We start from the raw sequence: 23,447 nt of genomic DNA, 5'->3' as shown, positions 1-23,447 counted from the left end.
AGTACTCCTTCTTCCAAAGGAGACCTGTGCAATAGGACGAGGCGGTTTTCAATTATTGTTCAAAAACAAAAAACACCCTTCCGATTTATTCCGCTAACGCTCCATAAGCCACCTTCCCTCAAAAGGGAAGGAGCTTTTAAGGCTAACTAATTTTATTTCCTGCAAGGTCTTAGAGACCTTGTAGGTATTCATTCCAAAAATCTAAAATAATTTTAAAAGTCTCCGCCTTACAAAAAAGGAGTGTACCGTAGGACGAAGTGGTGTTTCTCTACTTTATTCTAGAACTAAAATACCCTTCCGACTTATTCCGCTAGCGCTACATAAGCCACCTTCCCTAAACAGGGAAGGAGCTTTTAAGGTTAACTATTGTTTACTTGAAATTCAGAAGACTATTCTATTTCCAACATAAAACTAGAAGCTGGTAGATTGGCTTTATTATACAAGTTGGGGACAATAGCGTTTTTCCATGCATAGCGGACGAATTTAGGCTGCTCTAATTTATTGCTTTTCAAGAAAACACAATTCCCTTTTAGCTTCGCTTTTACAGGCTTAAAAATCAACTCTTTTCCGGCTATTTCAAACTGCAAAGCTTGCTTATCTTTAAAATATAAACCTTCGGCGTGAGAGAATTCAACCACCACATATTTCCCTTCTTTATAGACTTTTTCAACCAAAGGTCCATAAACTTCTTGGTGATATTTTCCATAGGTTTCTCTTAAAGCGAGCTTGGCAAAACGCAGGCCTACCGTTTTTTTATCACGAGGATGAATATTTTCAAAATTCCCCACATCTCCCGTAAATACCATTCCAGTGTTTGGAATTGCTATGCTTCTCCTTTGCGCGTCCCTTATCCGTACTCCATGATCATGATCGTCACCATAATTATAAGGGGCAATTTGCGCAAAATAAAACGGAAACTCTTGCTGCCAAGATGTTCGCCAACTGCTAATAAGGCTAGAAAAAACATGAAGATATTCATCGGGATTGGCCGTATTGCTTTCTCCTTGGTACCATAAAACCCCGGCCATATTATAAGGGATAATTGGAGTAATCATTCCGTTATAAACCATTCCGGGTTCGTGTGGCCCCCATTCTTGTGGAGATAATTTTTCGGCAGCTTTTTGTAGTAAAGTATCTTTTTCAAAAATAGTTTTGGGCATCCACACTTCGGCAGGCGTTCCTCCCCAATTAGAACCAATAATTCCAATAGGAACCTCTAATTCAGTATGTAAGCGCTGTGCAAAAAAGTAGGCAATTGCACTAAAATATTTCATCGTCTCCGGCTGACTTTCTACCCACTTTCCTTGTACATTTTCCTGTGGGAATTTGGCAGAAGTCTTCGGTACATCGAAAAACCGAATATTTTTATAGGTGGAGTTTTGAATAGCTTCCTCTTGGTTTTCAATTCCTGCGGCAGCACTCCATTCCATATTCGATTGCCCGGAAGCCAACCAAACTTCCCCAATGAGAATATCTTTTAGTTGAAGAGTGTTGTATCCGGCAAACTTCAGTTCATAAGGTCCTCCGGCTTTAGGAGTAGGTAGTTGAATTTTCCACTTCGCATACCGATTTCCTTTTACTTTTAAGGTATCTTGAGGCTTCCAAGAGGCAACGATAGTAACTTCTTCCCCGGGAGCTGCCCAACCCCATAAATTTACCTTAGTGTTTTGCTGAAGCACCATTCCATCTGAAAATACTTGGGGTAATCTTACATTTGCCTTTGTCAATAAGCCTGTAAGGCACACAAGAATAAAAAGCTTACTTTTCATAGTTAAGTTATCGATTAAGGAGTTCTTTGTAAAAAGGAATCAGTTGTTGGGCCATCTTGGCGTGATCTTCTTTACTGGGATGGTAACTGCAACCTTGCTGATACACATCTTCAAACTCATAAAGCGCTAGGATATGATGGGTTTCAAATTCTGCCTTTATCTTCTTTAAGGAAGAAAGCAACATTTTTCCTTTTTCACTTTCCTTTCTTATCATAGGACTCGTTAATAAAGCGATTTTTACCGAAGGATATTTTTTATATAAATCCTTGATAAAGTTGCTATAATTGTGCTCGTATTTTTCTGCATTAAAAGCTTGGCGTTCTTTTTTGCCATCCCCGTCAGAAAGGTCATTCGTGCCCAAACAGATACTGATTAAGTCAGGTTGAAATTGATTAAAATCCCTGAGCTGCGTGGTATCGCCATCTAGCGAAAGTGTTCGATAAACATCGGGCATCACGGGTTGGTCTTCGTCATTCCAATTGCGGTACATTCCCATTCCAGAAACCGAACTTAACATATACTTTGCCTGCAATCCTCTGGCAACGCGTGGTCCGTAAGCCCAATAAGCATTATGTTGGTCGTACCACTCCCCTTCCCCACAGGGGAAATCGCTAGCATCGTTGCCCATCCCCGAGGTAATGGAATTCCCGATAAACTCTATTTTTAAATCATTTGTATTGGCTAAAGCTTTGATTTGATTGGCTTGTGCACCTAAAAAATAAAGATCGCCCGTACTGGCTTCCGTTGCTTTGATAACTTTTACTTGGTGGAAATCTTCTCCCTTGAGGGAAAGTTTAATCGTGGTCGCTAAATCTCCTGAAATTTGGTAGCGGTCTAGGGGATTTCCATCCACTTCCACGATGGCAAAAGCGTGCTGTGGAGCGACGGCTTTTAGTTGTATTGCTAAGTTTTCTCCTTGGGCTTGAAATTGTACGAAAGAAGCGGCCGAAATTAAATTGACAGTGTTGTTCGATGGCTTAGCTTCTAGCCTTCCCTGATAGCTAAAAACGCTATCGGTACTTGTATAGAATTGAGCCGTTGGATTTTCTGAAACTTGAGGGTTTTGTTTACAGCTATAACTACTTAAAAAAGATAACAGCAATAATAAAATTCGAAAACGCATAGGTATAATTTTAAAGGGAAAAGTACTTTATTTTTATGCTTTCCATTACTACGATTTTTACAAAATATGGACTTATTTGGTCATTTTTAAAGGGAAATAAAGACATTTTCTTAAATAAGGCTTATATAAATAAGAATTACTTAATAAAGTTATCTTAAAAAGGGTTATATTTAAGCGATAGATAAATTATAAATAAATTCAATTGTGCTTTTTTTGCATGTTGCAGGCCATTGAAAAAATATTTTAATACTTTATATGGAATTATTGAAAATATATAAATGCTTCATTTCTTCACCAGGAGACTGTAAAATAGAAAGGGAAATTTGTGAAGAAGTTATTCGAGATATTAATAGTGGACTAGCACAACATTTGGGTATAAATTTCAAAACATTTATGTGGGAATATGATGTACTACCTGATATGGGTGAAAATGGTCAACAAATCATAGACGAGTATATAAAAAAATCAAACTATGATATTTTTATTGGATTGATGAAAAACAGATTTGGACATCCAACTAAAAAAGCAGGTAGTGGTACAGAACACGAGTTTAATGACGCTTTAGATAGGAAGAAAAAATCTAAAAATAATGAACCGAAAATTCTTTTCTTTTTTGGAAAAGATGAAGTTGATATAGACCATCCTAAAATTGAAGAAATTATCCAACAAAGAAAAAAGGTCAAAGAATTTAAAAGCAAAATCCAAGATAAAGGTTTATATATTGATTTTGAAAATCAAGAGAATTTTAAAAAGTCACTCACACAAAATTTAGAGTTATTTATTGAAGAAAATTCACCATTATCAAATGCCGCTGAAAGGGTTCAAGAGGTAGATTTGATACTTGAAAATTTAAAAAGCGATTTAGAAAACTCTCTTAAAACTTATAATGAGAAAAGCCCTATTTGGATTGAACCAATAATTAGTTCAAAAAGAGAAGTACCAAATAATCCTACTAAAAATTCAGAAAATAAAATAGAGATTAGTTCAATTATTAATGACCCTAAAGATATAATAATAAAAGCACCATCGGAATTTGGTCTTACGTCTTTAGGTCATTATTTAAAGTTAGAAGCTTGGAGTAAGGGTAAAAGATTTTTGTATTTAGATACTAAAAGCACTAAAAGACATAAAGTAATTAAAGATTTAAATAAAGAATCAAAAGAATATTTTAAGAAAGATATTACAGAAATTGACTGTATCATTCTCGATTCAGTTTGTTTTGAGGAATTTGGAGTGATGCCTCTAATCAAAAATGTCTGTACCGAATTTACAAATACACCAATAATAATACTAAATACACTTGATAATAATTTTTTTCTTAAATCTGATGAAGATGATAAAGTAGAAATAAAAAGAACATTTACTAATTATTATTTGTTACCGTTACCTAAAAATGAATTAAGATCAGTTGTTAATTCATATGCAAAAACTAAATCTCTTAAAGAAGATTACAATACAATTTTAGATAAGGTTACTAAAGATTTAGAAGTATTAAATCTTCATCGTACAGTAAAAAATTGTTTAAGTGTATTACGAGCTTCCTCTAGGATAGGCTCTGAATATTCACCAATCAACAGAACAAAACTCCTTGAGACAATATTATCATCAATTTTTGAAGATTATGAAATACCGACATATCACGACAAAAAACCTGATATAAAGGATTGTAATTATGTATTAGGTTATTTTTGCCAATATTTAGTTTTAAAAAATGACTTTGAATTTACCGAAAATAAATTTAAATCTGTCCTTAAGGAATTTTGTGAGAAAAATTTCATTGAACTTGACTTAACATATCTACTAAATCTTTTAGTTGACAATTCTATAGTTAGTTTAAATAAATTTACTGAAAAAATCTACTTTAGAAATTCATATTGGGTATTTTACTTTATCGCCCAGAGAATGAAATTGAACAAAGAATTTTTAGAAACAGTTTATTCCGAAAAGAAATACATTGACTATCCCGAAATTATCGAATTTTACACGGGTATTGATAGAAATCGAGACGATGCTTTAATAATATTGAATAAAGATTTAACAAAAACACTAAATAAAGTAAAATCTAAAGTTAATATTCCAGATACGATTAATCCTTACAAATCAATTTCTTGGACACCAGAAATTGAAAGTCTTGAAAGAGAAGAAAAAAAAATAAGTCAAGATGTTGTCTCTTCAGGGTTACCAGATGAAGTAAAAGATAAACATAGCGATAAATATTATAATCAAATTAAGCCTTACAATCAAGTGATTAATTCTGTACTTCGTGATTATTCATTCTTAGTCTTAATGCAACAAGTTTCAGCTTCCTCTCGTGCCTTGAGAAATAGCGATTTTGTTGATCAAAAAATCAAATCTGAACTCTTAGATAATATTACAAATGCTTGGCTTGAAATCAATAAGTTATTAATAGCGCTTTCACCTATACTTGCTGATAGAGGTAATGCTACCTTCGAAGGAGCAAAATTTACACTAGCTGATGATGATTTTATGATTGAAGACCCAGTAGAAAAAAGAAAAGCAGTATTGTTCGCTGTTCCAACAAACGTTGTAAGTTTTTTTAAAGATGACTTGTTTTCGGTTAAAATGGGACCATTACTTATAAAAAAAGCAGAAAACGAATCAAACAGTTTAATAAAACACGAATTGATGTTGCTGATAATTGCCGAAAGACCTAAGAATTGGAATAAAGTAATTGATAAATACATAGTTAATCTCGACAAAAATTCCTTCTTTTTATCAGATGCCTTACATGTTTTAAATTATAATATTGATTTTACTACAACAGAATTAGGAGATAAAAGAATTCTAAGCTTATTAGCAAAAAAATGTCTGGCAAAACACCTTTATCAAAAGAAAAACCCTGATTTAGGATTAATAAAAAAAATAAAATAAAACTGCAAATAAGACCGATAGCTATATTTAATTGCTTATTCACATCTCTTTCTGTTTAATATATACTTGTTAATATATACTTGCAAGTTAAACTCTAAACCACTAATCTTGTTACGATACACGCAGTTACATCTTATGTAATATGAACGGAATGATATTTGTAAAAATTTAGAAAACCATCATTATGAAAAAAACACTACTTCTTTTGCTATTGGTCTTCGGAATTAAATCAAGTTTTGCAGAGTGTGCCATGAGCGGAATGTCCTTTTTTCCGGAAACTAAAGAAATTAGTTTAAATTCAATGTTTATTATTCAAGGCTATGCTTTGAGTCAAAAAACAATAGAAAGCTTCAACGAGAGAACAATCTACCTCAAAAGTGAAGACGGAGAATTAATTGAACTGAATCTTCAAGAAATCTTGACGGGACAACTACAATTAACCCAAGCCATATTTTGTCCCTCATCAGAATTAAAACCTAACACAAAATATTTTCTTAACTATTCAGAGAAAACGGAAAATAAAATAAATGGGATATCTACTTACAATAGAGATAAAGAAGAAAGTGAAAAAGTATATTGGAAAACTACCGATAAAAAATCAATAGGGAATCTAAATCCCAATCTTAGCCTTGAATTTGAAAAAACAGAAGTGATACCTTATGGTTGTGGTCCTGAAGCTAATGCTATTTTCAAGATTAAAAACAAATCTGACGCTGAAATATGGTACAAAACGGAAGTGATAGAACTAGCAACAAATCATAAATCTATCTACTATATAAAAGAAAGAGATGGAAAATTAAATGTTGGTCATGGTATGTGTGCGGGTGCTTTTACATTTAAAAATAAAGGCAAATATAAAGTAAGATTCACGCCAATGAATATTGACGGAGAAAAATTAAAAACAACTGATTGGATAACTTTTGAAAGTCCGTTTGTATATTAAACGTGCAATTCCAACTACTATTCTTATAGCCTTTAAACAAAAGCATTCAAGCATGAAAATTAAATTTCCACTTCTAATCTTGTTAATTTTACTGTTCACGAATTGTATTCCCGATGAACGGAAAATGATGAAAACTGAAGTCTTATTAGCTAAAAAATATCACGCAGAAAGTTTTCAATTAAATTTTCTTACGGTTAAGACAAAAACCTACAAACGCACGAAAGACCATAAAAAACTCTTATCGGTTTCCATTAAAAATACCACTGATATTCAAAAAATCTTTGAGGATGATACGTATTCTTCCGAACGGGCAAATTCAATTGCTAATTACATCATTGATTCCCTTCGCTTCGAAAGATTACCTTTTGAACCAAGCGAATTAAAAATTGAATTTATTAGTGAAGTAGGATTTTCCTTCTTAAAAAACGAAGCCAAGAAAACCTATACTTATCAATTCGTCAAGTAAAACCCAAGCTAATCTCTTTATGTATTTTCGTATTATTCCTTAAAACGCTAAGAACCTGTAATAATCTTAAAATTACGTAAAATTTGTATTTTTTAGAAAACTTATATCCTAGCATTGGTTAACTTTAAACAAAAAAAACAATGACAACCCAACAACCCGTTGAAAAATACGATCTTATTTGTGTAGGTGGCGGTATTATGAGTGCTACTCTTTCTTTAATGCTAAAACTAATCGATCCTTCCGTAAAAATTGGGATTTTTGAGCGTTTAGATAAAGTTGCCCAAGAAAGTTCTGAAGCTTGGAACAATAGCGGAACGGGACATTCAGCTTTTTGTGAACTCAATTATACTCCCGAAAAAGAAGATGGAGCTATCGATATCTCGAAAGCGATTCAAATATTTAATCAATTTGAAAAATCTAAACAGTTTTGGGCTTATTTAATTGAAAACAATTTGCTTCAAAATCCCAAGGACTTTATCCATAAAACACCACATCATAGTTGGGTGACGGGAAAAGATGATGTTGAATTTCTTAAAAAGCGTTATGAAGCGATGAGCAAAGAATTTGCTTTTCGGGAAATGCAATTTTCTGATGATAGTTCAACCTTGAAAAAATGGTTTCCACTTATTATGAAGCATCGTGAAGAGGAAAACCAACCGATGGCTGCCACTCGAATGGAATTAGGAACGGAAGTAAATTTTGGAAATATCACTGAGCAATTTTTCGACATCTTAAAAGAAAAATTTGATACCCCTGTTTTTCGTAAACATGAGGTGCTTGATGTAGATCCCGATCAAGATGATTGGCTGGTGGAAGTAAAAGATTTACTAAAGGATGAAAAAAAATATTATGATGCAGATCATGTATTTATCGGTGCCGGAGGCGGTGCTTTGCCCCTACTCCAGAAAGTAGAGATTGAAGAGAAAAAGGGTTATGGTGGTTTTCCGGTGAGTGGAGAGTGGTTGGTTTGCAAAAACCGGGAAGTGATCGCTCAACATGATGCTAAAGTCTATAGTAAAGCTGGTCCTGATGCACCTCCCATGTCTACTCCGCATTTAGATACACGTTACATTAACGGTAAAAAAGAATTGATGTTTGGTCCGTTTGCAGGATTCAACACTAAATTTTTAAAAGAAGGAAGTTATACCGATTTACTAAAATCGATAAAACTAGACAATATTCCATCGATGCTAGGTGCTTTTTGGCATAACCTACCCCTTACTGAATACTTAATCTCCCAAGTAAGCAAAAGCCATGAAGATCGTGTGGAAGACTTACGTGAATTTGTAAAAGATGCTAAATCTGAAGATTGGGAACTTAAAGTTGCCGGACAACGGGTTCAAATTATTAAAAAAGACAAAAAACAAGGCGGAACTTTAGAGTTTGGTACCGATGTCGTACACAACCAAGAAGGAACTATTACCGCCCTTTTAGGAGCTTCACCAGGAGCTTCCACGGCAGTTCATATTATGGTAGAAGTGATTCAATTGGCTTTCCCCGAATTACTTGCAGATGAAGAAAAAGCAGAGAAGCTTTCTGCGATGATCCCGTTTTGGAATAAAGACTTGACGCAACATCAAGAGGAGTTTAAAAAACTTCAACAACGATGTATGGAAGTACTAGAATTATCTTCATAAACGCTAGTGTATTTTACTATTTTAACTTCAGTATCGGCAATTTGAGTGAAAATCTATTGAGGTTTTTATGTCGAAAATGGTACTGAAGTTAATATTTAATTCTCGTTACAATTTTACTGCACAAAATCACTTGAAGTATTAAATCTCAATTTTAAAAGATAAAAATGATTTACAAAACATCAACTACACAGAAGGTTTTTAGAATTATACTTGGAGGCTTTATGATTCTTGCCAGTATTGGCCATTTAACTTTTCAGCGAGAAGAATTTCAAGCCCAAGTTCCCAATTGGATTCCGCTAGGTAAAGACTTTATTGTCATAGCCTCCGGAGTTTTAGAATTTGCATTGGGAGCGTCCATGATATTCTTAAAAAAATACCGCGTAGAAACCGGAATCGCTTTAGCCATATTTTATGTACTCATCTTTCCCGGAAATATTGCTCAATACATCAATGGTATTGATGCTTTTGGCTTAGATACAGATCGTAAACGTTTTATTAGGTTACTATTTCAACCTGTTTTAATTTTATGGGCGCTTTGGTCTTCAGGAGCTTTAAAATATTTGATCAATAAGAAACAATCTTCTTAATTGCTTTAATCTTTATTTTCATTTTATCTTTTTTATATGAAACAAATTCTTTTCCTGTGCTTCTTTATTTCAGCAATTAGCTTGCAAGCACAAACTACTTACGAAACCAAAGAAAATATCCCGTATTATTCTCCACAACAAATCAATAACGATTCGTACAAAGAGAGTCGGTGTGTTTTAGACCTTTATTACCCTACCAACAAAGAAGATTTTGCAACAGTGGTTTGGTTTCATGGCGGCGGGTTAAGTGGTGGCGAAAAAGAGATCCCATCATTATTAAGGGAAAAAGGCATTGCCGTAATTGGTGTTAATTATCGATTGCATCCCAAGGTTTCTGCGCCTACTTATATTGAAGATGCAGCCGCTGCTGTAGCTTGGGCATTTAAAAATATTGAAAATTATGGAGGTGATCCATCTCTAATTTTTGTTTCAGGACATTCTGCCGGTGGTTATCTAGCAAGTATGATTGGACTTGATAAGCAATACTTAAAGGAGTTTGGGGTTGATGCCAATGATATTGCCGGATTAATACCCTTTAGTGGTCATGCCATCACCCATTTTACGGTAAGAAAAGAACGCGGAATTGATGGTACTACACCAGTGATTGATAGTCTTGCTCCGCTTTACCACGTGAGAAAAGACGCTCCACCCCTACTTTTAATTACCGGTGATCGTGAAAAAGAAATGTTGGGACGTTACGAAGAAAACGCTTATTTAATGCGAATGATGAAAGTAGTTGGGCATCCGGAAACTACTTTATACGAAATGGATGGCTATGGCCATATGATGACTCATCCTGCTTTCCCGTTATTGCTCAATGAAATTGAACGAATTACCAAAATGAAGCAGAAATAATTTTTTTAGATATTGATAGAAATTTTAATTTTTGAATATCTATTGAAAATATAAAATTGTTTTGCTTTTGTCACACTGAGCGGAGTCGAAGTGTTGATTTTAACCCTTGTTATTAAATTGTTTTCAAAGCAGTATGAGATTCCGGATCAAGTCCGGAATGACGAAAACATCCATTATTACAAATTATGAATAATTAAATTTTAATTCATAAAAAAAACCGAGTATAAAACTCGGTTTTTTTTATTGGATAAATTTATTTGATTACGAAAGGTATTCTTTCACCAAACTTTGCGTAGAAGCATCTTGAGGTTTCGAGAAATCTTTCGTTTCCATCTGTTTTAGAATTCCGTTGGCTAATTGTTTACCTAATTCAACTCCCCATTGGTCGTAGCTAAAAATATTCCAGATCACACCTTGTACAAATAGTTTGTGCTCATATAAAGCTACTAAACTACCTAGTGTTTCCGGAGTTAGCTGATCGATCAATAAAGTGTTGGTAGGCTTATTTCCTTCAAAAACTTTAAAAGGCTTTAAGGTAGAAGCTTTTTCAGCATCCATTCCTTTCAGCTCTTCTTCTACTTGTGAAAGAGTTTTTCCTTTCAGCAAAGCTTCCGTTTGAGCAAAAAAGTTAGCCATTAACTTATCTTGGTGCTCTTGGTTACCGTGCAAGGACTTTTTAAAGCCGATAAAATCACACGGAATCAATTTAGTACCTTGATGTATTAATTGAAAAAATGCGTGTTGAGAATTGGTTCCCGGTTCTCCCCAAACAATGGTTCCGGTTTGATAAGGTATTTTATTACCGTCACGAGCTACGCTTTTTCCGTTGCTTTCCATAATACCTTGCTGTAAGTAAGGTACCAGTTTTTGTAAATATTGTGAGTAAGGAATAATAGCTTCTGTTTCGGCATCAAAAAAGTTATTGTACCAAATACTTAAAAGCGCTAGCGTTACGGGAATATTATCCTTAAAATCGGTTGTTCGGAAATGCTCGTCCATTTTTCCGGCTCCATCTAATAAGCTTTGGTAATTATCAAAACCTACTGCGCAAGCAATAGATAAACCTACTGCGCTCCAGAGTGAAAAACGACCACCAACCCAATTCCACATCGGGAAAATGTTTTGATCTGCGATTCCAAATTCTTTTACACTTTCTAAATTGGTGGAAACGGCTACAAAATGTTTCGCAACATCTTCTTTTGAAGCAGATTTCAAAAACCAATTTCTTACTGTGTTTGCATTTGTAATGGTTTCTTGAGTGGTAAAACTCTTAGAAACAATAATAAAAAGTGTGGTTTCCGGATCTAAATCTTGAATGGTTTCCATTACGTGATCACCATCTACATTGGAGATGAAATGTACGCCTAAATGATTTCTGTAATACTGTAAGGCATCTACAATCATTTGTGGACCAAGATCACTCCCACCAATACCAATGTTTACTACATCTGTAATGGCTTTACCGGTAGAACCTTTCCATGCTCCTGAAATAACTTCTTGTGAGAAGTCTTTCATTTTTTGAAGGGTTTCTTTTACTTCTTGAGGTTTGTCTTTCCCTCGAAGTGCTGTGTGAAGAACAGCTCTCCCTTCAGTTTGATTAATTTTATCGCCGTTGAATTGTTTTTCGATAGCGTCTTTCAATTCAACTTCGTTAGCTAATGCTAACAATAAATCTTTGGTAGTACTGTTTATTCTGTTTTTTGAATAATCTACGAAAAAGTTATTCCACCTCAATTGAAACTTTTCTGCTCTTGAAGTATCTTCAGCAAAAAAATCAACCATTTTCTGGTCTTTTATTTCTTGATAATGTTTTTCTAACTTTTCCCAGGCTTTAGTAGCTGTTGGATTTATTGTTTTAAGAGGCATTGATCACGTTTTTTCTATAATATTCAATTAAACCATCAATTGGTCTTCTTATGATATTTCCTAATTCTAAACTGTAAGGTTTCATGGCATCTTCTATAATTTCTCTAGAGAAATGTGCAATAGAACCTACAAAGTGAACCGGTACATTCTGCGATTCTTTAAAGCAAAGTACGCGATTTTCAATAAACTTTTTCATTCCTTCAGAAATGAGTTTATAAAAATAGCCGTTTACTTCTTCACTTGTAAAAATAAATTCTGCAAAATGGGCAAGATAAGTATTAGGATTGTCTTCTTGGTATAAATTACGTTTAATCTCGTCTGCATCTAAGTTGAAACGCTCTTCAAATTCTTTAGCCAGTACGATAGGCATTCTTTTATAATAGTAATCCCTAATCAAACGTTTTCCGAAGTAATTACCACTGGCTTCATCCATCAAGACGTATCCTAATGAATCTACGGCCATTCTTACATCTTTACCATCGAAGAAACAACTGTTAGAACCTGTACCTAAAATACAAACAATACCTGGTTCTGTAGTAACTGCATAAGAGGCAGCTACCATATCTTCACGAACATCTACTTCTGCATTGGTAAAATATTCGCTAATAATTCTTTTTAAGTTTTCGGTGGGACGTTTAGTACCACAACCGGCACCAAAAAAACCTACTTGGGTAATTTGATCTTTTACCCTGGCAAGGTCTTCATTATCCCGTAAACGGCTTTCAAGAACTGGTGTCTTGAAAACCGCGGGATTTAAACCTTGTGTACGTGTTTTAAATACTTTTTCTCCTTTTTGGTCTAAAAGTATCCAATCACACTTGGTTGAACCACCATCTGCTATTAATAACATAGGCGATTATTTAAGTGAATTTACGTGCAATGCTAAGTCAACTAATTTAGTTGAATAACCATATTCGTTATCGTACCAAGATACAAGTTTAAAAAAGTTATCGTTAAGTGCGATACTTGAACCTGCATCAAATACGCTGGTTTGACCTTCTCCTACGAAGTCCTGAGAAACAACTTCTTCTTCGGTATATCCTAAAATTCCTTTTAAATCTCCTTCAGAAGCTGCTTTTAATGCTTTTTTAATGTCTTCCATAGAAGCTCCTTTTTCAGTTCTCACGGTTAAATCTACTACCGATACATCTGGAGTTGGAACTCTAAATGCCATTCCTGTAAGCTTACCGTCTAATTCTGGAATTACCACTCCTACTGCTTTTGCTGCTCCGGTAGAAGTTGGGATAATGTTAGAAATAGCACTACGTCCTAATCTAAAGTTTTTCTTAGATGGAGAATCTACGGTAAATTGTGTAGAAGTACTTGCGTGAACAGTAGTCATTAAACCTTCTACGATACCAAATTCGTCATCGATTACTTTAGCTAAAGGAGCCAAACAGTTAGTGGTACAAGATGCGTTAGATACGATTTTATCGTCTGCAGTTGCTTTGGTATGGTTTACCCCCATAACGAACATAGGTACATCTTCTTTGGTTGGAGCAGAAATTACTACTTTCTTAGCACCGGCATCTAAATGTCCTTTTGCAGTATCTTGTGTTTTAAAAATACCTGTACATTCTAATACTACATCTACATTTAACGCATCCCATTTAAGGTCTGCAGGATTTTTTTCAGCAGAAACACGGATTTCTTTTCCATTTACGACAAGGTTATTTCCCTTTACTTCTACTTCTCCATCAAATTTTCCGTGTGTAGAATCGTATTTTAGCATATAAGCTAAATGATCTACTTCCAATAAATCATTGATCCCTACAATATTGATATTTGAATTTTCACTTGCTATTCTAAAAGCGATTCGCCCAATACGGCCAAAACCGTTTATAGCTACATTTACTTGACTCATAAATTCTAGTTTTTAAATTGAAGTTATATCTGCAACCCTTCTTAAATCTATATCAATTTCATTTTCTCCTGAAATTGCCAAATCGAAAGGCACATATGTTAATTTTCTGTCTTTTATTCCTACCATCATATCGCGTTTACCTTCTAAGAGGGCATCTACGGCACCAATACCTAATCTACTGGCCAAAACCCTATCGTAGCAACTTGGTGAACCGCCACGTTGAATATGGCCTAATACAGTTACCCGTACTTCGTAATCTTCCAAATTGGTTTCGATAAACTCTGCTAATTCAAAGATATTTTTACCAATCTGATCTCCTTCGGCCACCACGATAATACTGGAGGTTTTTCCTGACTTTTTACTTCTTTTCAAAGATTCTAAAAGTCTATCGGTACCTAAGTTTTCTTCCGGAATTAAAATTTCTTCAGCTCCGGCACCAATACCTGCGTTTAAAGCAATATCTCCGGCATCCCTACCCATTACTTCAACTAAGAATAATCGGTTATGAGAATTGGCCGTATCGCGAATTTTATCTATCGCTTCTACTACGGTGTTTAAAGCAGTATCGTAACCTATGGTATAATCTGTTCCTCGGATATCGTTATCGATAGTTCCCGGGATTCCAATCACCGGAAAATTATGTTCTTTATTAAAAATAGAAGCTCCAGTAAAGGTTCCGTCTCCTCCTATAACCACAAGTGCATCTATTTTTTCTGAACGTAAATTTTCGTAAGCAGAAGCTCTACCATCTACGGTCATAAATCTTCTTGACCTAGCAGATTTTAGAAATGTCCCCCCACGATTAATGATATTTCTAACCGATCTGGCGTTTAATTCTTCAAAGTCATTTTCAATCAAACCTTGATAGCCTCTGTATATTCCGGTACATTTTATTTTATGGTAAGCACAAGCACGAACTACCGCACGTATTCCGGCATTCATTCCGGGAGCATCTCCTCCTGAAGTAAGAACACCTATATTCTTAATTTTCTGTTCCATATGATTCAAAAATATTTGAATTTTATCATAAAACCTAATAAGTTAAGCCCCTAAAACGTTTTCTGTTAATAACTCCATTAAAAAAGCCCCAATAAATGGGGCTTTTTTTTATGAAATCAAGATTTCGGTTATTTCAAAATATGATATTCCCATGGCAACATCTTGATTTTTTGATTTTTCTTAATTGTAAAAGTTTGGTTTTTATTCATATAATCTTGAAAATCACCATCCAAATTTAAGCTTACCTCTACCTCTTTATCCGTAACATTGGCTATATAAATAATGGACTCCTCTCCTTTTTTTCGTTTAAAAGCGATTACTTGTTTAGGTGAAGAAGTTTGTAATGGCTCATAACTTGCCGGATTTTCACCTCCACTTAACGCTACATCTTCGTTTTTAAGTTTTCCCAGTTTTTTATAGACTGAAAACATGTGCCGGGATTCTTTAGAAATCGTGTCTTTCTCAAAGAAACGAAGTCGTTTGTTTAAATCATATTCTTGCCCGGAATAAATTAACGGCATTCCCGGAGCGGTAAAAGCTAAAGCGGCAAAAGTTTCTACCCCACCCTTCAAACGTTCTTTTACAGTTCCGTTCCAAGAATTTTCATCGTGATTGGAAGTAAAATTCATTAAGATATGCTCCTCTTTATATTTATCTTGGATTTCTTTCACTTTCTCTTCCCACGCTTCAGCAGTTAATTCTCCCTGAGCGATTTTGTTCATCTCGTGATGAAAATCCCACCCATAAACCATATCGAATAAATTATTATCCATCAACTCCGGTTGCCAAGCTTCTGCTAACATAAATAGGTTTTTCTGTGCGCGCAATTGCGGAATCGCTTGTTCCCAAAAATCGGTAGGAACGTTACTGGCTACATCACAACGGAAACCATCGATATTTTCATCTTTGACCCAATACAGCATATCGGCGATCATTTCTTTACGCATTTCTTGATTGTCATAATTTAAGTCGGCTACATCATCCCAACCCCAAGCTTCACCGGTTTCAGGATTAATCGGATCTATAATTTCTCCTTTTTCATTTTGCGTATAATAATCGGGGTGTTCTTTTATCCAAACGTGATCCCAACCGGTATGATTAGGTACCCAATCTAAAATTACGTAAATATCATTTTCGTGTGCGGTTTTTACCAATTCACGAAAATCTTCTTTGGTACCAAATTCCGGATTTACTTCTGTATAATCTGAAATAGCGTAGTAACTTCCTAAGATTTTCTCACGCTTTTTAGGGTCTTCAATATCTTCAGCAAACTTGCCATCTGCCGATTTCTTCTTTACTTGAGAAATAGGATAAATGGGCATCACCCAAAGAATTTTAACGCCCATTTCCTTCAGCTTCGGAATATCTTTGGTAAACGCTTTAAAACTCCCTTCGGGTGAATATTGACGAATATTTGCTTCGTAAATCACCGCGTTATCCATCATTTCATCTTGAAATGGTGCAATGCTATCTTCAACTTTTTCTATGGTTGCTGAAGTTTCTTTAATTGAAGTTTCTTGCTTGTTGTCTTTACAGCTTATGAATAAAGCCAACGCACTCGCTAGAATAAAATAGTTTTTCATTTTACTTATATGTTTTTAAGACCTACAAGGTTTTTGAAAGCTTGCAGGAAATTATGTCACCTTCAATCTCAACAATTCATTAGGTTGATGAGATGCTGAATTAAATTCAGCATGACGTTTCTTACAATTGAATAACCATCGGAGTTTTTCCGTTGATTGTTAATTCGTCATTAAGTGGAAGTTGTTTTCCGCTTAAAATTTCTTTTCCGGTAGTCGTACCATTTAAATTTTCTTGAAAACGGGCTAACTTCAATGTTTGTTTTTCTTCATTATTATTAAGAACCACCATTACTTTCTCACCTTCAAATTCACGAAAATAGACATACACGTTATTTTCCGGCAAGTAATGCGTTAAATTACCTTGATGAATCGCTTTAGAATTTTTTCTAAAATTCAGCAGTTTCTTCGTAAAGCTATGGAAGTTTTCTTGCAATTCGGTTCGTTCTGAAGCCTGAAAAGCATTTTGCTCGTCACTTTCCCAACCGCCAGGAAAATCTCGACGAATATCGCCATCACCTTTGCCTTTATCGCCACGCATCCCTATTTCTGAGCCATAATACAATTGCGGAATTCCGCGTGTGGTCGCAATTAAGGTCAAGCCTAATTGATAAGCTTGGAGGTCTTGTTTGTAAATCTCGTTGAACCTACCGGTATCGTGATTTTCTAAAAATACTAATAGGTTATTGGTATTTGGGTAAAGAAAATCGTTTACAAAATTGCCATAAGCTTTCTGCATACCGCTACCCCAGCCTGCTTTTTCTTTAAACATATTGCCAATGGCATCGTGTAACGTAAAATCCATCACCGAAGGACAATAGGAATTAAAATCTTGTAACGCACCAATCTTACTATCTTTTTGCCAGTACGAAATTTGCGCTTGATTGTGCAACCAAACTTCTCCCACGATATTGAAATTAGGATATTCATCCATAATGGCTTTGGTCCATTTTGAAATTCCCTCTTTATCGTTATAACTATAAGTATCTACCCGAAAACCGTCTAAATCGGCAAACTCGATCCACCAAATGGCATTCTGAATTAAATAATTTAAAACCAAAGGATTACTCTGGTTTAAATCTGGCATCGTTTTTACAAACCAGCCTTCCTCACAATATTTCTTGTCAATGGCTGAAGCGTGCGGATCGTATTGGGTTTCCATTCTATAATTAGAATTGGCATAGCCGGGAAACTGATGAATCCAATCGTAGGTAGGTAAATCTTTGATCATCCAGTGTTCTGCTCCCCAATGATTAGTTACATAATCCATAATTAATTTAAGATTACGCTCGTGCATTTCTTCTGCTAAACGCTTATAATCATCATTGCTTCCATACCGTGGATCTATTTGATAAACATCACTTTGCGCATAGGTATGATAAGAATAGGCTTTGTCGTTATCTTCTAACAAAGGTGTGCTCCAAATTGCCGTTGCTCCTAAATCTTTAATATAATCTAAATGATCTATGATTCCCTGAATATCGCCACCGTGTCTTCCTCCTTCTGCTTCTCTATTTAATTTATCGACTAAACCTTCTACCGAATCATTATCCGGATTTCCGTTAGCAAAACGATCGGGCATTAATAAATACATCACATCGGCACTTGTAAACCCTTCTCTTGCGGCTGAATTCTCTTTACGCTTTTTTAGCTCATAAGCTTGCGTAAATTTTACACGATTCTTTTTTGAGAAATTGAAATGGAGCGTTTGCGGTTGAAGATTCTTCGTTTCAATGCTTACAAAAATATAATTAGGGTTTTCGGTTTTCACGACTCTGGTGATCACCACATCTTCTTCTGTTGAAACCTTATAGTCAGCAATATCCTTTCCATAGAAAAGAATTTCTATTTCAGAATTTTTCATTCCTGACCACCAAAATGGCGGTTCAACACGTTCTACCTGCGCATTGACTTCCGAAAGAAAAGCATTCAGCAATAACAGTAAACTGAAAACTACAAAAGCTTTTTGAAAAAATGAATTAGTTTTCATGAATTAGTTTTAGTGGTTTAAAAGCCTCTTGACTCCGCTCGAGGTGACATTATATTAAATTAGACCATTTTATTTCTAGAAAGAATAAATTTTTAGTGATCATAGCTACAAAGCTTTGAAAATCTCATAGGAAAGTTCTATTCTACTTCTTGTATATAGAGCTCACAGGTTTAAATACTGTGAGCTCTCGCTGTTAAACTATTTATTTCTTCTCTATAATACTTATCGCAAATCCACCCCCGGGAGCTGAATATAATTTTAAGTTGCTCTTGCTAGTGACTGTCTTAGTGGTAATTTTATAAGCTTGCGGATTTGTTTTATAATGCGCGTCTTTTGCATCGGCATAAATGGTAGCTATATATTTTTTACCTTTTTCTAAGAAATCTAATTTGATGTTTGTGGTTCTAGGCGTTACTCCATTTACATTCCCTACAAACCAATTATTAGTTCCTTTAGCTTGACGGGCTACAGTAATATAATCACCTGGTTCTGCTTCTAAATATTCAGTTTTATCCCAATCTACGGCTACATCTTTGATAAACTGAAATGCATCGGGAAAGCGTCTATAATTTTCCGGTAAATCGGCTGCCATTTGTAATGGACTGTACATGGTCACATACAAAGCTAATTGATTGGCAATAGTCGCATTAAGGTGTGATTTATTATCAGGGTTTAGTTTACTAATATCCATTTCGAAAATTCCCGGCGTATAATCCATCGGGCCACCAATTAAACGGGTAAATGGTAAAACCGTAACGTGATTGGGTTTAGAACCTCCAAAAGCTTGGTACTCTGTTCCTCTAGCCGACTCGTTACCGATTAAATTAGGCCAAGTTCTACTAAGACCGGTAGGTCTAACTGCTTCGTGAGCATTTACCATAATGTGATAATCAGCTGCTTTTTTTAGCGCATACAAATAGTGATTAACCAACCACTGACCGTAATGATACTCCCCTCTTGGTAAAATATCACCCACATAACCGCTTTTTACGGCAGGATAATTATATTTATTCATAAATTGATAAGCGGTATCCATATGTCGCTCGTAATTTCTTACCGAACTTGAGGTTTCGTGGTGCATAATCATTTGTACACCTTTAGAGTTCGCATAGTTCTCAATTTCTTCTACGTCAAAATCAGGATAAGGGGTAACAAAATCGAATACATCATCTTTTGATTTCCCAAACCAATCTTCCCAGCCTACATTCCAGCCTTCTACCAACACACCATCAAAACCATTTTCTGCGGCAAAATCAATATACTCTTTTACGTGTGCTGTGTTTGCTGCATGTTTTCCATTAGGCTTTGCATTTTCAAAATCGGTTTCTCCTAATTTTACAGATGGAAATTCGTCGGTATAATTCCACGTACTTTTTCCGGTAATCATTTCCCACCAAACACCTACATACTTCATTGGCTTAATCCAAGAAGTATCTTCTATTTTACTGGGTTCATTTAAATTCAATGTCAGTTTAGAATTGAGGATATCACGGGCATCATCACTCACAATAATGGTTCTCCAAGGAGAATGTGCCGGAGCTTGAATATAGCCTTTATCTCCATTGGCATCGGGTGTTAACCACGATTGAAAAGTCATTGTATCATCATCCAGGTTCAAGTGCATCGTAGAATAATCTACTAAGGCCGCTTCATGTAAATTAATGTAAATTCCATCATCAGTTTTCATCATAAGCGATGTTTGCACTCCGGTATCTGAAAATGTTTGCTGGGAAGCGTTAGGAGTAATTGCCTCTTTCATATGAGAACGGATTTCAGATAATTTGGTTTCCATATAATCGTATTCTTGGGTATCGTAATCTCCGGGAATCCAAAAAGCGGTATGATCACCATTCATAGCAAACTCTGTACGTTCTTCTTTGATAACGAAATAGGTTAGGTTTTTTTGCTGTGGAAATTCATAACGAAAACCAAGACCATCATCAAATAATCGAAAACGAATATTTAATAGACTTTCTGTTTCTTCTTGCTGAAGCTTCACCAATAATTCATTATAATGATTGGTGATTTCTGCTTCTTCTCCCCAAACCGGTTTCCAAGTTTCGTTGTAAGTAGAAGTTTCGGTATCCAGAATTTTAAAATTATCGAGTAATGATTTTTTTTCTTCTTTTAACTCCAGTCCCAACTTACTGGTTTTAATTATGGTTTGACCTTTGTAATCTAATTGATAGCTTGGTGTCCCATCGGGTAATAATTGAAATTTCATTTCAAAATAACCATCAGGTGAACTCAATTCTTGGGCCCAACCTGATAATGATAAGAACCAAATACCAATTAAAGCGATTGTATATTTCATGGTTTATTGTTTAAGGTTTAATTTTTCTAATTATTACTTACGCTAGTGTTTTAAGAATTTAAAGATGAACCTGTTCAAGTGGTTTTGCACCGTGAAACGAAACAAAATCGTATTGAGGACCAAGTTTTAATTTCAAATCTTATTCTTTACAATACCTACAAGGTCTTTTTTGACCTTGTAGGATCGCTTTTTGTCCTTTGTTGAATTTACTCACACGGACAAATCACACATGATATTTTTAAATTTTTATTGCTGAACCTGTCTTACTGCAGGCATATTTACTTCAACTTCTTTATTATTTAAAAGAACGGTCATCGCCCCCTCTCCATCTAAACTAAAATTAGTTGCTTCTTCACTGACATCTACTTTTAGAATTTTATTTCTAAAATTAATTTTAAAGGAATAACCTTTCCATTCTTTTGGCAATTGTGGAGAGAATGAAAGTTTTCCATCACGAACACGCATTCCCGCAAAACCTTCTACAATACTCATCCACGTTCCGGCCATACTGGTAATGTGACAACCTTCTTCTACTTCTTTATTGTAATCATCCAGGTCTAATCGAGAAGTTCTTAGGTAGAATTCATAAGCTTGTTCCATTCTGCCTAAAACAGCAGCTTGAATACTATGAACACAAGGGGAAAGCGAAGATTCGTGAACGGTAAAAGGTTCATAAAAATCGAAATGTTTTTCTAATTCTTCTTTACTAAAATGCTCTTCGAAGAAATAAAACCCTTGTAAGGTATCGGCTTGTTTGATGAATGGCGAACGTAAAATACGGTCCCAACTCCAATGCTGATTGATGGGACGCAATTCTTTAGGTAAATCTGCCACTGTGGTTTGTTCTTTATCTAAAAAGCCATCTTGTTGAAGAAATACCCCATGTTCTTCAGAATAAGGAAAATACATTTGATCTGCAACGGCTTGCCACTTTTCTAATTCTTCTGAAGTGATATTGGTTTTAGCTGAAATACGTTCGTAGTCAGAAGAAAATTCAGCTTTTACTTTTTCAATATTTTCTAAGGCATAATCGATACACCATTTTGCGATGTAATTGGTATACCAGTTATTATTCACATTATTTTCGTATTCATTTGGTCCCGTAACACCTAGAATTACATACTTATTTTTTTGAGTGGAAAATGTTGCTCTTTGTTGCCAAAAACGGGCAATAGCAACTAAAACTTCTAAACCTTTCTCTGGAATGTATGAATAATCTCCTGTGAAACGATGATAATTATAAATAGCATAAGCAATAGCTCCATTACGATGAATTTCTTCAAAGGTAATTTCCCACTCGTTGTGGCTTTCTTCCCCATTCATCGTTACCATGGGATAAAGCGCCGCGCCATTAGTGAAACCTAATTTTTCAGCATTTTCAATGGCTTTATCTAATTGATCATAGCGATAAGCTAGTAAATTTTTAGCAATTTCTTGATCTTTGGTCGCCATATAAAAGGGAAGACAATAGGCTTCGGTATCCCAATACGTGCTTCCGCCATATTTTTCTCCGGTAAATCCTTTTGGACCAATATTTAAACGAGCGTCTTTCCCCGAATAGGTTTGATTGAGCTGAAAAATATTAAAACGGATTCCTTGCTGTGCTTTTACATCACCATTAATGGTAATATCAGACATTTTCCATACATCTGCCCAAGCATTGGCTTGTTGTTGAAGTAATTCTTCTACAGAAAACACTTCTACTTCATTTAAAAGGTTTTGAGTGGCTTCAATTAGGTTTTCATCGGGATGATTCATCCCTTTTACGTAACCTCCTAATTTTTTTAGTGTAAGCTTTTCTCCTTTATTTACAGAAAATTTATAGTTGAAAGTTACTTTCTGCGCTTCTTTTTCCGTAGAAAAATCGACGTTTTGCTTTTCGTTATTCAACAGTAATTCTGTATGCATAAACGTACATACATCAAATTCTGTTTTTAATGTTTTTGAAATGATAAAACCACGATTCTTTTCTTCGTGTACCTCCAAAGTTTCCCAAAACTGATCTTCCCAGTTGGTATCTTCATTGGTGATCCCGCTATCTAAGTACGGAGAAAATTCAACTTCAACATTGGCATTTAAAGGTATTATTTCGTAATTAATTACCCCCAATTCATCTTTAACCAAACTAAGAAAACGCGTTGCTTTTACTTCCACTTCAATACCGTTAGGCATCGTTGCCACAAAAGAACGCTGGTACCAACCTTCTTTCATATTCAATTCTCGCTGAAAGTTTTCTACTTTTTTACATGTAAAAAGATCGAGTTGCTCACCATTAACTTTTACGTTAATCCCAATCCAACTCGGTGAGTTGAGCACTTTGGCAAAATATTCGGGATAACCGTTTTTCCACCAGCCTACGCGGGTTTTATCTGGGTAATAAACGCCACCAATATAACTTCCTTGAAAGGTTGGACCTGAATAATACTCTTCAAAATTATTGCGTTGCCCCATGGCACCGTTACCTAAGCTAAAAAGACTTTCTGAAGATTTTACACGGTCGGGATCGAAACCTTTTTCAATAATCGACCAATCTGCAGCTTGTATATAATCTTGATTCATTTT

Annotated in this window: 16 protein-coding genes; 6 read left to right on the top strand and 10 right to left on the bottom strand. The window is 35.0% G+C overall.

The genetic code is table 11. The features are described 5' to 3' along the window. Nucleotides 1-389: 389 nt before the first annotated feature. Together FVB9532_RS11375 and FVB9532_RS11370 are read right to left on the bottom strand one after the other, a co-directional pair. Complete coding sequence (locus FVB9532_RS11375; protein ID WP_150545298.1) at nucleotides 390-1,769, bottom strand: sialate O-acetylesterase; 1,380 nt, start codon at nucleotides 1,767-1,769, stop codon at nucleotides 390-392. 7 nt (nucleotides 1,770-1,776) lie between these two features. Further along, nucleotides 1,777-2,892 carry an SGNH/GDSL hydrolase family protein gene (locus FVB9532_RS11370; RefSeq protein ID WP_150545297.1) on the bottom strand — a complete coding sequence of 372 codons (1,116 nt, stop codon included), beginning with the start codon at nucleotides 2,890-2,892 and terminating at the stop codon, nucleotides 1,777-1,779. Between the two features lie 255 nt (nucleotides 2,893-3,147). Between FVB9532_RS11370 and FVB9532_RS11365 the strand changes: the two genes are divergently transcribed. The 6 genes from FVB9532_RS11365 to FVB9532_RS11340 all read left to right on the top strand — a co-directional run bounded on the left by FVB9532_RS11365 (nucleotide 3,148) and on the right by FVB9532_RS11340 (nucleotide 10,272). Continuing rightward, complete coding sequence (locus FVB9532_RS11365) at nucleotides 3,148-5,784, top strand: DUF4062 domain-containing protein (RefSeq protein WP_150545296.1); 2,637 nt, start codon at nucleotides 3,148-3,150, stop codon at nucleotides 5,782-5,784. Nucleotides 5,785-5,968: 184 nt separating this feature from the next. Further along, nucleotides 5,969-6,727, top strand: a complete 759-nt coding sequence (locus FVB9532_RS11360) for a hypothetical protein (RefSeq protein ID WP_150545295.1) — start codon at nucleotides 5,969-5,971, stop codon at nucleotides 6,725-6,727. Between the two features lie 52 nt (nucleotides 6,728-6,779). Then, nucleotides 6,780-7,193: a hypothetical protein gene (locus FVB9532_RS11355; protein WP_150545294.1), complete on the top strand. Its 414-nt coding sequence runs from the start codon at nucleotides 6,780-6,782 to the stop codon at nucleotides 7,191-7,193. 140 nt (nucleotides 7,194-7,333) lie between these two features. Further along, complete coding sequence (mqo, locus tag FVB9532_RS11350; RefSeq protein WP_150545293.1) at nucleotides 7,334-8,830, top strand: malate dehydrogenase (quinone); 1,497 nt, start codon at nucleotides 7,334-7,336, stop codon at nucleotides 8,828-8,830. A gap of 164 nt (nucleotides 8,831-8,994) precedes the next feature. Continuing rightward, nucleotides 8,995-9,417, top strand: coding sequence for a DoxX family protein (locus FVB9532_RS11345; protein ID WP_150545292.1), 423 nt, complete (start codon nucleotides 8,995-8,997; stop codon nucleotides 9,415-9,417). A 36-nt stretch (nucleotides 9,418-9,453) separates the two neighbouring features. After that, nucleotides 9,454-10,272, top strand: coding sequence for an alpha/beta hydrolase (locus tag FVB9532_RS11340; RefSeq protein WP_150545291.1), 819 nt, complete (start codon nucleotides 9,454-9,456; stop codon nucleotides 10,270-10,272). A gap of 261 nt (nucleotides 10,273-10,533) precedes the next feature. Here the strand turns inward: FVB9532_RS11340 and pgi are convergent, their stop codons facing one another. From pgi to FVB9532_RS11300, 8 genes are all read right to left on the bottom strand, one after another. Then, nucleotides 10,534-12,138, bottom strand: coding sequence for a glucose-6-phosphate isomerase (gene pgi, locus FVB9532_RS11335; protein ID WP_150545290.1), 1,605 nt, complete (start codon nucleotides 12,136-12,138; stop codon nucleotides 10,534-10,536). After that, the gene (locus FVB9532_RS11330; RefSeq protein WP_150545289.1) at nucleotides 12,128-12,988 is read right to left on the bottom strand and encodes an N-acetylglucosamine kinase; all 861 of its coding nucleotides are present in this window, start codon (nucleotides 12,986-12,988) and stop codon (nucleotides 12,128-12,130) included. Before FVB9532_RS11330 ends, pgi begins: the two co-directional genes overlap by 11 nt. Nucleotides 12,989-12,994: 6 nt before the next feature. Then, entirely contained in the window at nucleotides 12,995-14,002 is a 1,008-nt protein-coding gene (gene gap / locus FVB9532_RS11325) for a type I glyceraldehyde-3-phosphate dehydrogenase (RefSeq protein WP_150545288.1), read from the bottom strand. 12 nt (nucleotides 14,003-14,014) lie between these two features. Continuing rightward, a complete protein-coding gene (gene pfkA, locus FVB9532_RS11320; protein ID WP_150545287.1) occupies nucleotides 14,015-15,001 on the bottom strand; it encodes a 6-phosphofructokinase in 987 nt (328 codons plus the stop codon). 128 nt (nucleotides 15,002-15,129) lie between these two features. Next, the gene (locus tag FVB9532_RS11315; protein ID WP_150545286.1) at nucleotides 15,130-16,584 is read right to left on the bottom strand and encodes an alpha-amylase family glycosyl hydrolase; all 1,455 of its coding nucleotides are present in this window, start codon (nucleotides 16,582-16,584) and stop codon (nucleotides 15,130-15,132) included. 121 nt (nucleotides 16,585-16,705) lie between these two features. Continuing rightward, nucleotides 16,706-18,571 carry a glycoside hydrolase family 13 protein gene (locus FVB9532_RS11310; protein WP_150545285.1) on the bottom strand — a complete coding sequence of 622 codons (1,866 nt, stop codon included), beginning with the start codon at nucleotides 18,569-18,571 and terminating at the stop codon, nucleotides 16,706-16,708. Nucleotides 18,572-18,773: 202 nt separating this feature from the next. Next, nucleotides 18,774-20,885, bottom strand: a complete 2,112-nt coding sequence (locus tag FVB9532_RS11305; protein ID WP_150545284.1) for a glycoside hydrolase family 97 protein — start codon at nucleotides 20,883-20,885, stop codon at nucleotides 18,774-18,776. 246 nt (nucleotides 20,886-21,131) lie between these two features. Next, the gene (locus FVB9532_RS11300; RefSeq protein WP_150545283.1) at nucleotides 21,132-23,444 is read right to left on the bottom strand and encodes a maltose phosphorylase MdxK; all 2,313 of its coding nucleotides are present in this window, start codon (nucleotides 23,442-23,444) and stop codon (nucleotides 21,132-21,134) included. Nucleotides 23,445-23,447 lie beyond the last annotated feature (3 nt).

The sequence above is a fragment of the Mesonia oceanica genome (assembly GCF_902499555.1).
Classification (GTDB): domain Bacteria; phylum Bacteroidota; class Bacteroidia; order Flavobacteriales; family Flavobacteriaceae; genus Mesonia; species Mesonia oceanica.
This window is presented reverse-complemented; position numbering and strand designations above follow the sequence as displayed.